This is a genomic window from Streptomyces sp. x-19 (assembly GCF_046549115.1).
Lineage (GTDB): Bacteria > Actinomycetota > Actinomycetes > Streptomycetales > Streptomycetaceae > Streptomyces > Streptomyces albulus_C.
The window spans coordinates 1-10668 of record NZ_JAJPWK010000061.1; the positions used below are offsets into that span (position 1 = coordinate 1).

Here is a 10668-nt window from a genome sequence, read left to right on the forward strand (position 1 = left end):
TGCTGCCGTTCTTCTCCTTCATGACATTCCTCATCGCGGTCCCGACCGGTGTGAAGTTCTTCAACTGGATCGGCACGATGTGGAAGGGCTCGCTGTCCTTCGAGACGCCGATGCTCTGGGCGATCGGCTTCCTGATCACCTTCACCTTCGGTGGTCTGACCGGCGTCATCCTGGCGTCGCCCCCGATGGACTTCCACATCTCCGACTCGTACTTCGTCGTGGCCCACTTCCACTACGTCGTCTTCGGCACGGTCGTCTTCGCGATGTTCGCCGGCTTCCACTTCTGGTGGCCGAAGTTCACCGGCAAGATGCTCGACGAGCGGCTCGGGAAGATCACCTTCTGGACGCTGTTCATCGGCTTCCACGGCACGTTCCTGGTCCAGCACTGGCTGGGCGCCGAGGGCATGCCGCGCCGCTACGCGGACTACCTCGCCGCGGACGGCTTCACCACCCTGAACACCATCTCCACGATCAGCTCGTTCCTGCTGGGCATGTCGATCCTGCCGTTCCTCTACAACGTCTGGAAGACCGCCAAGTACGGCGAGAAGATCGAGGTGGACGACCCGTGGGGCTACGGCCGCTCGCTGGAGTGGGCGACCTCGTGCCCGCCGCCGCGGCACAACTTCCTCACCCTGCCGCGCATTCGCTCCGAATCCCCGGCGTTCGATCTGCACCACCCGGAGATCGCGGCGCTGGACGCGTTGCAGAACGGTCGCGAGGGTGACAAGGCGCTGGCCGGCGGCAAGGAGGCGGGCAAGTGAAGATCCAGGGCAAGATGTTCATCTGGCTGAGCGTCTTCATCCTCGCCATGGCGGTCGTCTACGGCGTGTGGTCGAAGGAGCCGGCCGGTACCACGGCGCTCTTCCTGGCCTTCGGCCTGTGCATCATGGTCGGCTACTACCTGGCCTTCACGGCCCGGCGGATCGACGCGGGTGCCCAGGACAACGAGGACGCCGAGGTCGCGGACGACGCCGGTGAGCTGGGCTTCTTCAGCCCGCACAGCTGGCAGCCGCTCTTCCTCGGCATCGGTGGCGCGCTCGCCTTCCTGGGCGTCGTCTTCGGCTTCTGGCTGCTGTACTTCTCCCTCCCGGTGATCCTCGCGGCCCTCTTCGGCTGGGTCTTCGAGTACTACCGCGGCGAGAACCGCACCCAGTAGTACGCACCACGAGAGAACCGCGGCAGACACGCCGCAGGGTCGGGCCCGGACACCCCAACAGGTGTCCGGGCCCGACCCGTTTGCAGTCCTCCAGCGCGCCGCCGAAAGGGATCCTTCGTACGTTTGGGGGCATGAGTTACAGACCTCGAACCCGGACGGTGCTGAGCTGCGGCCTCCTGCTCGTGCCCCTCGCGGTGAGCACCACCGCGTGCGGGGGCTCGTCGTCGGAATCGCTCTCGGCCAACCCCTACGACGCGTCCGACCAGATATCCGCGAACATCCCGGCGGACGGCAGGCACAAGGCGGACCCCGACAAGCCGCTTGAGGTCTCCCTCAAGGGCGACGACTCGCGGATCACGGACGTGACCGCCACCGACTCCACCGGCCGCTACGTCCGCGGCGAACTGAGCGCCGACGGCCGGCACTGGCGCACCACCGTGCCCCTGGCCGCCGGCACGCGCTACACGGTGCAGGTGAGCACCGAGGAGGAGGACGGCACCCCGGGCCGCAAGACCCTGGTGGTCAACACCAAGGACGCGGACGACCGGCTGACCGTCAAGTTCGGCCCGGAGAGCGGCGAGTACGGCGTCGGCCAGCCGGTCACCGCAGAGCTCAGCAAGCCGGTCACCGACCCCAAGGCCCGGGCCGTCGTCGAGAGCGCCCTGAAGGTCGACTCCACGCCCCGGGTGGAGGGTTCCTGGCACTGGGTGGACGGCAAGAAGCTGCACTTCCGCCCCAAGGACTACTGGCCCGCCCACGCCGCCGTCGCGGTCCACAGCAACCTCGACGGCCTGAAGATCGCCGGGGGGCTCTACGGCGGCCCCGCCAAGCCGATCCGGCTGACCACCGGCGACCGGATCGAGGCCGTCACCGACGCCGCCGCGCACCAGATGACCGTGCTGCGCAACGGCAAGGCCATCAACACCATCCCGGTCACCACCGGCAAGCCCGGCTTCTCCACCCGCAACGGCGTCAAGGTCGTGCTCGGCAAGGAGAGTTTCGTCCGGATGCGCAGCGCCACCGTCGGCATCGCCGCCGGCAGCTCCGACGCCTACGACCTGCCGGTCTACTGGGCCACCCGGGTGACTTGGAGCGGCGAGTACGTGCACGCCGCCCCCTGGTCGGTCGGCTCCCAGGGTGCCGCCAACGTCAGCCACGGCTGCACCGGCATGTCCACCGGCAACGCCCAGTGGTTCTTCAACACCGTCCGGGTCGGCGACGTCGTCAAGGTCGTCAACAGCGGCGGGGCCACCATGACGCCGTTCGACAACGGCTTCGGCGACTGGAACATGCCCTGGAAGGACTGGCGCGCCGGCAGCGCGCTCAAGAACCAGGCCGCCACGACCACAGGCGCGGCCGAGCGGCAGCAGAACCCCGCCGCCGACGCCCGGCTCCGCCCGCAGGTCTGAGGGCCGCTCAGGGGCCGTTCACGGCCCCTTCGAGCGCCTCGGTCAGGCCGGCACCACGTTCTGGACGAGCCGCCTCCGGCGCAGCAGACCGGCCAGCGCGTCGGCGAACGCCACCGGGTCGACGGGATGGGTCACCGCGGCGTCCGCACGGCTCCAGGTGGCCAGCCAGGCGTCCTGCGGACGGCCGATCAGCAGCAGCACCGGCGGGCACTGGAAGATCTCGTCCTTGACCTGCCGGCAGACGCCCATGCCGCCCGCCGGAGCCGTCTCGCCGTCCAGGACGCAGACGTCGATCCCGCCCTGCTCCAGGGCCTCCAGCACGGCCGGGGCGGTGGCGCACTCCAGGATCTCGATCTGCGGGGCGTCGGGGGCCGGGCGCCGTCCGGCCGCCAGCCGGACCTGCTCGCGGGTGTTGGCGTTGTCGCTGTAGACCAGCACCGTGGCAGTCGCCTGCATCGTTCCTCCACCTTTGTCGCGGACCTACGTAGCGGATACGGCTCCTGATCAAACCGTTGCGCGATGCTACTCCCGGACGGGCCCCGGGCAGGAGAGGGCGTACGGCCCCGAAATGCGGTCGACGGCCCGTCAGGAGCGGCTTTCCCAGGGTCCGTGCGCCGTCCGACGCCGCGCACTTCCCCCCTTCGAGCGACCGTCGAGCCGGCCCGAACGAGCAGCGCATACGGCCTTGACACACCGAACGGCACCCCCCGGAGTGAGGGCGGGATAAGCGACCGACATAATGTCGGTCGTGGCGACAGCAACGACAGTAGAAACCGGGCACGCGCACCCGTCGGTCAATCGGCCGAACCTCACCAGCGTCGGAACCATCATCTGGCTGAGTTCCGAGCTGATGTTCTTCGCGGCCCTCTTCGCGATGTACTTCACCCTTCGATCGGTGACGGGCGAGGCGTATTGGAAGCACTCCGCTGATGCGCTGAATCTTCCGTTCTCCGCGACCAACACCACGATCCTGGTGCTCAGCTCGCTGACGTGTCAGCTCGGCGTTTTCGCGGCCGAGCGCGGCGACGTCAAGAAGCTGCGAACCTGGTTCACGATCACCTTCATCATGGGTGCCATCTTCATCGGCGGTCAGGTCTTCGAGTACACGGAGCTGGTCAAGCACGAGGGCCTCTCGCTCTCGTCCGGCCCGTACGGCTCGGTGTTCTACCTGACCACCGGTTTCCACGGACTGCACGTGACAGGCGGTCTGATCGCCTTCCTGCTGGTCCTGGGCAGGACGTACGCGGCCAAGAGGTTCACCCACACGCAGGCCACCGCGGCCATCGTCGTGTCCTACTACTGGCACTTCGTCGATGTCGTCTGGATCGGCCTCTTCGCCACGATCTACCTGATCCGGTAAGAGGTCCGACCGGACTCGCATATCGGACAGACACAGCCAAGCATCGACGCAGAAGATCCTGACACCGGGGTAATCCGTGAAAAAGCTCTCCGCACGACGGCGCCATCCGCTGGCGGCGCTCGTCGTCCTACTCTTCGCGCTGGCGGTCACTGGGGGGCTGTACGCCGCGTTCGCGCCGGCGGACAAGGCTCAAGCCGATGACACCGCCCAGTCTCTTGCCATCAAGGAGGGCAAGAAGCTCTTCGCCGTGGGCTGCGCAAGCTGCCACGGCACCGGCGGTCAGGGCACCTCTGACGGGCCGAGCCTGGTCGGCGTGGGTGCTGCCGCCGTCGACTTCCAGGTGGGCACCGGCCGTATGCCGGCCCAGCAGCCCGGCGCCCAGGTGCCGCGGAAGCGGAACATCTACAACAACGCCCAGATCGACCAGCTCGCGGCCTACGTCGCGTCGCTGGGCCCGGGCCCGTCCGTGCCGGACAAGGCGCAGTACAGCGCCGACGGTGCCGACATCGGCAAGGGCGGCGAGCTGTTCCGCACCAACTGTGCCCAGTGCCACAACTTCACCGGTAAGGGCGGCGCCCTCACCAACGGCAAGTTCGCACCGACCCTTGAGGGCGTGGACCCGAAGCACATCTACGAGGCCATGCAGACCGGCCCGCAGAACATGCCCTCCTTCGGTGACGGCACGCTGAGCCCGCAGAACAAGAAGGACATCGTCGCGTACCTCGGCGCCGTCAACGGCGACAAGACCGCGAGCCCCGGCGGTATGGAACTCGGCGGTCTGGGCCCGGTGACCGAAGGTCTCTTCGGTTACATCTTCGGCCTGGGTGCGTGTGTCGCGGTCGCCATCTGGGTCGCAGCCCGGACTACGAAGGCCAAGAAGTCATGAGTGAGACAGAAGAAAACCTTCCCAGTGAGCGGGAGACGCCTCACGAGGGCGCGGTGGGGAAGGCGGGCAACCCCTTCGCCGACCCCGGGCTGCCGCCCCACGAGCACCGCATCCAGGACATCGACGAGCGGGCCGCCAAGCGCTCCGAGCGCACCGTCGCCATGCTCTTCCTGGTGTCGATGCTCGCCACCGTCGCGTTCATCGCGTCGTACGTGGCCATCCCGATCGACAAGATCGTCTACATCTTCCCGCTCGGTCACATCAGCGGGCTGAACTTCGCCCTCGGTCTGACCCTGGGCGTGGCGCTCTTCTGCATCGGCGCCGGCGCGGTCCACTGGGCCCGCACGCTGATGTCGGACGAGGAGGTCGCCGACGAGCGGCACCCGATCGAGGCCACCCCCGACGTCAAGGCCAAGGTCCTGGCGGACTTCGCCCAGGGCGCCAAGGAGTCGCAGTTCGGTCGGCGCAAGCTGATCCGCAACACGATGTTCGGCGCGCTGGCCCTGGTGCCGCTCTCCGGCGTCGTGCTGCTGCGCGACCTCGGCCCGCTGCCCGAGAAGAAGCTGCGGACCACCGGCTGGAAGAAGGGCGTCCGCCTGGTCAACCAGTCGACGAACCTCCCGCTGCGTCCCGAGGACATCGCGGTCGGCTCCCTCACGTTCGCCAAGCCCGAGGGCCTGGAGGAGAACGACGAGGACTTCGCCAACAAGATCGCCAAGGACGCCCTGATGCTCGTGCGGATCCAGCCGCAGAACATCAAGGACAAGCAGGAACTCGCCTGGTCGCACGAGGGCATCGTCGCGTACTCGAAGATCTGCACCCACGTGGGTTGCCCGATCAGCCTGTACGAGCAGCAGACGCACCACGTGCTCTGCCCCTGCCACCAGTCGACCTTCGACCTTTCCGACGGCGGTCGGGTGATCTTCGGCCCGGCCGGCCACGCTCTGCCGCAGCTGCACATCACGGTGAAGGACGGCTTCCTTGAGGCCGCAAGCGAGTTCGCGGAGCCCGTCGGCCCGAGCTTCTGGGAGCGCGGATGAGTAACGAGACGACCGCGACCACTACCCGCCGTGGCCAGGCGCCACGGGGCGAGCGGATCGCCGACTGGGCCGACGGCCGGCTGGGCATCTACAGCCTCGCCAAGTCCAACATGCGCAAGATCTTCCCGGACCACTGGTCCTTCATGTTGGGTGAGGTCGCGCTCTACAGCTTCATCATCATCATCCTGACCGGTGTCTACCTGACGCTGTTCTTCCACCCGAGCATGGCCGAGGTCACCTACCACGGGTCCTACGTGCCGATGCACGGGATCAGGATGACCCAGGCCTTCGAGTCGACGCTGAACATCAGCTTCGACGTGCGCGGCGGTCTGCTGATCCGGCAGATCCACCACTGGGCGGCGCTGGTCTTCCTGGCCGCGATGATGGTCCACATGATGCGGGTGTTCTTCACCGGTGCGTTCCGCAAGCCGCGTGAGGTCAACTGGCTCTTCGGCTTCCTGCTGTTCGTCCTGGGCATGTTCACCGGCTTCACCGGTTACTCGCTCCCCGACGACCTGCTGTCCGGCACCGGTGTCCGCTTCATCGAGGGCGTCATCCTGGCGATGCCGCTGGTCGGCTCGTACCTGCAGATGTTCATCTTCGGCGGCGAGTTCCCCGGGCACGACATCATCCCGCGGTTCTTCACGGTCCACGTGCTGCTGCTGCCGGGCATCATGCTCGGTCTGCTGGTGGCGCACCTGATCCTGGTCTTCTACCACAAGCACACGCAGTTCCCGGGTGCCGGCAAGACCAACAACAACGTGGTCGGCATGCCGCTGCTGCCGGTCTACATGGCCAAGGCCGGAGGCTTCTTCTTCCTGGTCTTCGGTGTGATCTCGGTGATCGCCGCGGTCGCCAGCATCAACCCCGTGTGGGCCATCGGCCCGTACCGGCCGGACCAGGTGTCCACCGGTGCGCAGCCGGACTGGTACATGGGCTTCGCCGAGGGCCTGGTGCGCGTCATGCCGGGTTGGGAGTGGAACTTCTGGGGCCACACCATCAACTTCGGCGTGCTGATCCCGATCCTGGTCTTCCCGCTGGTCCTGGTCGCCATCGCGGTCTACCCGTTCATCGAGTCCTGGGTCCGCGGCGACAAGCGCGAGCACCACATCCTGGACCGCCCGCGCAACGTGCCCACCCGCACCGGCTTCGGCGTGGCCTGGCTCGTCGCGTACTTCGTGATGCTGATCGGTGGCGGCAACGACCTGTGGGCGACGCACTTCCACCTGTCGATCAACTCGATCACCTGGTTCGTCCGGATCGCGTTCTTCGTCGGACCGGTGCTGGCCTTCATCGCCACCAAGCGGATCTGCCTGGGTCTCCAGCGCCGCGACAAGGACAAGGTGCTGCACGGACGCGAGTCCGGCATCATCAAGCGCCTGCCGCACGGTGAGTTCATCGAGGTCCACGAGCCGCTCAACCAGGAGCAGCTGCACGTCCTGACCCAGCACGAGCAGCCCGAGCCGCTCGAACTCGGTCCCGAGGTCGACGAGAACGGCGTCCGGCGCAAGCTCAAGCGCACGCAGAAGCTGCGCGCCAAGCTCTCCAAGGGCTACTACGGCGAGGACAACGTCATCCCCAAGCCGACCGTCGAGGAGTACAAGGAGATCACCAGCGGCCACGGCCACCACTGATCCCCGCGGGCGCGGCACCGCCGCGCACCGCTGGTAGTACGCCACCCAGAGGGCCCCGTCCACGGATAGGACGGGGCCCTCCGGCATACCCACGGCTCGATAGGGTGAGCGGCACAAGCAGGTGACGAACCAGGAGCGTGGACCATGAACGTTGTGACCCCGGTGGGCGGCGGCAGCGTGGCGGACCGCTCCTGGCCGGCCGTACTGAACGCCCTCCTCGACGGCCGCGACCTCACCGCCGACGACACCGCCTGGGTCATGGACCGGATCATGCGCGGCGAGGCCACCGACGCGCAGATCGCCGGCTTCGCGGTGGCGCTGCGCGCCAAGGGCGAGACCGTCGCGGAGATCTCCGGACTGGTCCGGACGATGTACGCGCACGCCAGCCTGATCGAGGTGCCCGGCCCCAGCGTCGACATCGTCGGCACCGGCGGCGACGGGGCGAACACCGTCAACATCTCCACCATGTCGGCGATCGTGGTCGCCGGCACCGGCGCCAAGGTCGTCAAGCACGGCAGCCGCGCCGCGTCCTCGGCCAGCGGCGCCACCGACGTCCTGGAGAAGCTGGGCGTCAACCTCGACCTCACGCCGCGACGGGTCGTCGAGGTCGCCGCGGAGGCCGGGATCACCTTCTGCTTCGCGGCCAAGTTCCACCCCGCCCTGCGCCACGTGGCGGCCGCCCGCGGCCAGCTGGGCATCCGCACCACCTTCAACGTGCTGGGGCCGCTGACCAACCCGGCCCGGGTCAAGGCCCAGGCCACCGGCGTCGCGGACGCCCGGATGGCGCCGATCCTGGCCGGCGTGCTGGCCGAGCGCGGCTCGTCGGCACTGGTCTTCCGCGGCGACGACGGGCTGGACGAACTGACCACCACCGCCACGTCCCGGGTGTGGATCGTGCAGGACGGCCGGGTCCGCGAGGAACCCTTCGACCCGCGCGACGTCGGGATCGGCCTGGTCCCGGTGGAGGCGCTGCGCGGCGCCGACGCGTCGTACAACGCCGAGGTGGCCCGGCGGCTCCTCGACGGCGAGACCGGCCCGGTGCGGGACGCGGTGCTGCTGAACTCCGCGGCCGCGCTGGCCGCGCTGGCGCCCTCCGACGCCCCGCTGACCGAGCGGATCCGCGACGGCCTCGACAAGGCCGCCGCGGCGCTCGACTCGGGAGCCGCCAAGCGCTCGCTGGAGCGCTGGGTCGCGGCCAGCAACGCCTGACGACGATGTGACGCACGTCCCGGTCCGTAATGCGGACCGGGACTTGCGCACGAATGATCGTGTGGCATGATTCTGCGCAGGTCACGAGTGACAGCGATGTAGGCCCCGGCCCGCTGTCCGGCAACCCTCCTTCCGTGGCGGGGTGCCCCGGGTGATGACCAGGCCGCAGGCAGCGAGGTCTGCGGCAAGCGCGGATCCCTCGCCAGGGATCCTGGTCCCCGAGGGAGCCCTTCCGTGATGAAGCGAATGCGCTAGGGCCCACGGCCCCTTTTCCGCGCCACCCTTTTCTCTCCACGCTGCGGCGTCGTGCCGGGCGGGTCCTGCGTACCTTCCGCGTACCGTGCGACGCCCCCCGCCGCAGCGAATTCGCTCATGCCTCCCGGGAGTTCGCCATGTCCGTTTCCGCTGCCGCCGACCGTTCCGTCTGTGCCCCGCTGCCCGTGCTGGGCCGGGACGTCCTGGTCCCGCTGGTCACCGGCGGCGAGGCCGTCTACGCCGCGCTCGACTACGCCGCCAGCGCGCCGGCGCTCCAGCGGGTCTGGGACGACGTCGCCGCCTACGCCCCGTACTACGGCAGCGTCCACCGCGGCGCCGGCTACCTCTCGCAGCTCTCCACCGACCTCTTCGAGAACGCCCGCAGGACCGTCTCCGACTTCCTCGGCTGCCGCACCGACGACCAGGTGGTCTTCACCCGCTCCACCACCGACTCGTTGAACCTGCTGGCCGCGGCCCTGCCGCAGGGCACCCGCGTGTTCGTCTTCGAGACCGAGCACCACGCCTCGCTGCTGCCCTGGGAGCGCCGCGCGGACGTCTCCGTGACCTACCTCAACGCGCCGCGCACCCCGCAGCAGGCGGTCGACACCCTGGAGCAGGCGCTGGCCACCCGCGAGCCGTACGGCCCGGCGCTGGTCTGCGTCACCGGCGCCTCGAACGTCACCGGCGAACTGTGGCCGGTGCGGGAACTGGCGGCCGCCGCGCACGCCCACGGCGCCCGGATCGTGCTCGACGCGGCCCAACTGGCCCCGCACCACCCGGTGGACCTCGCGGAACTCGACGTCGACTGGGTCGCGTTCTCCGGCCACAAGCTGTACGCGCCGTTCGGCGCCGGCGTACTGGCCGGGCGAGCAGACTGGCTCCAGGACGCCGAGCCGTACCTCGCCGGCGGCGGCGCCAGCCGGAAGGTCGCCCGCCGGGCCGACGGCGGCGTGGACGTCGAGTGGCACACGAGCGCCGCCCGGCACGAAGCGGGTTCCCCCAACGTGATCGGTGCCTACTCCATCGCCTCGGCCTGCAAGGCGCTCACCGAGGCGGGTTGGGACACCCTGATCACCCGCGAACAGGAACTCATCAACACCGTGCGGGCGGGCCTCGCGGAGGTCCCCGAGGTCCGCGTCCTCTCCCTCTTCGGCGACGACGCCCCCCGCGTAGGCGTCCTCTCCTTCGTCGTCGAGGGCTGGAACAGCTCGCACTTCGCCGCCGCCCTCTCCGCCGAATACGGCATCGGCGTCCGCGACGGCCTCTTCTGCGCCCACCCGCTGGTCCGCACCCTGCTCGGCAGCGAACCGCAGGAACCCGGCGAGTGCGGCGCCCCGGAGGCGGCCCCCGGGGAGCGCTCCCTCAACGCCATCCGCGTCAGCTTCGGCGCCGGCACGCCCGACGAGCACGTCGACCGCTTCGTCCGCGCCGTCAAGGAACTCGTCACGGACGGCGCCCGCTGGAACTACCAGGTGGAAGACGGCCGTTGCGTGCCGGCGCGGGGCGTTTGATTTCCCACGTTTTTGGCCGTTGCGCCTGGCGGCGCGGGTCTCTTCCCACGTGGTCGGCCATCCGGCCGTGGGGGTTGTTGTTTTTGCGCCTGCGGCGCGGGGCGTTGTCCGCTGCGCGGGGCTGTTGGGTGCGGTGGCGGGCCTGCGGGGGTGGTGTGCAGGACTGCTGCGCTTTACGTCCTGCACACCACCCCCTCCGGCCCGCCCC

The 10668-nt window shown here is 69.0% G+C and carries 10 protein-coding genes and 1 riboswitch; of the genes, 9 read left to right on the plus strand and 1 reads right to left on the minus strand.

From position 1 onward, the window contains the following. The 3 genes from ACLJT4_RS41755 to ACLJT4_RS41765 all read left to right on the plus strand — a co-directional run. Positions 1 to 761: cbb3-type cytochrome c oxidase subunit I (locus ACLJT4_RS41755; protein ID WP_411130364.1), on the plus strand; the 761-nt coding region annotated here is incomplete at its 5' end. Then, positions 758 to 1156 carry a cytochrome c oxidase subunit 4 gene (locus ACLJT4_RS41760; RefSeq protein WP_016572309.1) on the plus strand — a complete coding sequence of 133 codons (399 nt, stop codon included), beginning with the start codon at positions 758 to 760 and terminating at the stop codon, positions 1154 to 1156. The genes ACLJT4_RS41755 and ACLJT4_RS41760, both read left to right, overlap by 4 nt. A gap of 131 nt (positions 1157 to 1287) precedes the next feature. Continuing rightward, complete coding sequence (locus ACLJT4_RS41765; RefSeq protein WP_411130366.1) at positions 1288 to 2565, plus strand: Ig-like domain-containing protein; 1278 nt, start codon at positions 1288 to 1290, stop codon at positions 2563 to 2565. 42 nt (positions 2566 to 2607) lie between these two features. Here ACLJT4_RS41765 and ACLJT4_RS41770 read toward each other — a convergent pair whose 3' ends face one another. Continuing rightward, positions 2608 to 3021 (minus strand): hypothetical protein, encoded by a 414-nt coding sequence (locus ACLJT4_RS41770; RefSeq protein ID WP_411130368.1) that lies wholly within the window; start codon positions 3019 to 3021, stop codon positions 2608 to 2610. Positions 3022 to 3304: 283 nt separating this feature from the next. Between ACLJT4_RS41770 and ACLJT4_RS41775 the strand changes: the two genes are divergently transcribed. The 6 genes from ACLJT4_RS41775 to ACLJT4_RS41800 all read left to right on the plus strand — a co-directional run bounded on the left by ACLJT4_RS41775 (position 3305) and on the right by ACLJT4_RS41800 (position 10460). Further along, a complete protein-coding gene (locus ACLJT4_RS41775; protein ID WP_016572312.1) occupies positions 3305 to 3925 on the plus strand; it encodes a heme-copper oxidase subunit III in 621 nt (206 codons plus the stop codon). Positions 3926 to 4001: 76 nt separating this feature from the next. Beyond that, entirely contained in the window at positions 4002 to 4811 is an 810-nt protein-coding gene (locus tag ACLJT4_RS41780) for a c-type cytochrome (RefSeq protein WP_016572313.1), read from the plus strand. Next, positions 4808 to 5851, plus strand: coding sequence for a Rieske 2Fe-2S domain-containing protein (locus ACLJT4_RS41785; RefSeq protein WP_411130369.1), 1044 nt, complete (start codon positions 4808 to 4810; stop codon positions 5849 to 5851). The genes ACLJT4_RS41780 and ACLJT4_RS41785 overlap by 4 nt, the downstream gene beginning before the upstream one ends. Then, entirely contained in the window at positions 5848 to 7485 is a 1638-nt protein-coding gene (locus tag ACLJT4_RS41790; RefSeq protein ID WP_016572315.1) for a cytochrome b, read from the plus strand. Before ACLJT4_RS41785 ends, ACLJT4_RS41790 begins: the two co-directional genes overlap by 4 nt. Before the next feature lie 144 nt (positions 7486 to 7629). Then, positions 7630 to 8694 (plus strand): anthranilate phosphoribosyltransferase, encoded by a 1065-nt coding sequence (gene trpD, locus ACLJT4_RS41795; RefSeq protein ID WP_411130371.1) that lies wholly within the window; start codon positions 7630 to 7632, stop codon positions 8692 to 8694. A 79-nt stretch (positions 8695 to 8773) separates the two neighbouring features. After that, positions 8774 to 8891: riboswitch (SAM riboswitch) on the plus strand. Between the two features lie 195 nt (positions 8892 to 9086). Next, positions 9087 to 10460: an aminotransferase class V-fold PLP-dependent enzyme gene (locus tag ACLJT4_RS41800; protein ID WP_411130372.1), complete on the plus strand. Its 1374-nt coding sequence runs from the start codon at positions 9087 to 9089 to the stop codon at positions 10458 to 10460. The last annotated feature ends 208 nt before the right edge of the window (positions 10461 to 10668 follow it).

Bases quoted from the DNA above. Each gene is read 5' to 3' on its own strand.
- ACLJT4_RS41765 (WP_411130366.1), top strand. From the start codon at position 1,288: ATGAGTTACAGACCTCGAACCCGGACGGTGCTGAGCTGCGGCCTCCTG.
- ACLJT4_RS41770 (WP_411130368.1), bottom strand. From the start codon at position 3,021: ATGCAGGCGACTGCCACGGTGCTGGTCTACAGCGACAACGCCAACACC.
- ACLJT4_RS41775 (WP_016572312.1), top strand. From the start codon at position 3,305: ATGTCGGTCGTGGCGACAGCAACGACAGTAGAAACCGGGCACGCGCAC.
- ACLJT4_RS41785 (WP_411130369.1), top strand. From the start codon at position 4,808: ATGAGTGAGACAGAAGAAAACCTTCCCAGTGAGCGGGAGACGCCTCAC.
- ACLJT4_RS41790 (WP_016572315.1), top strand. From the start codon at position 5,848: ATGAGTAACGAGACGACCGCGACCACTACCCGCCGTGGCCAGGCGCCA.
- trpD (WP_411130371.1), top strand. From the start codon at position 7,630: ATGAACGTTGTGACCCCGGTGGGCGGCGGCAGCGTGGCGGACCGCTCC.
- ACLJT4_RS41800 (WP_411130372.1), top strand. From the start codon at position 9,087: ATGTCCGTTTCCGCTGCCGCCGACCGTTCCGTCTGTGCCCCGCTGCCC.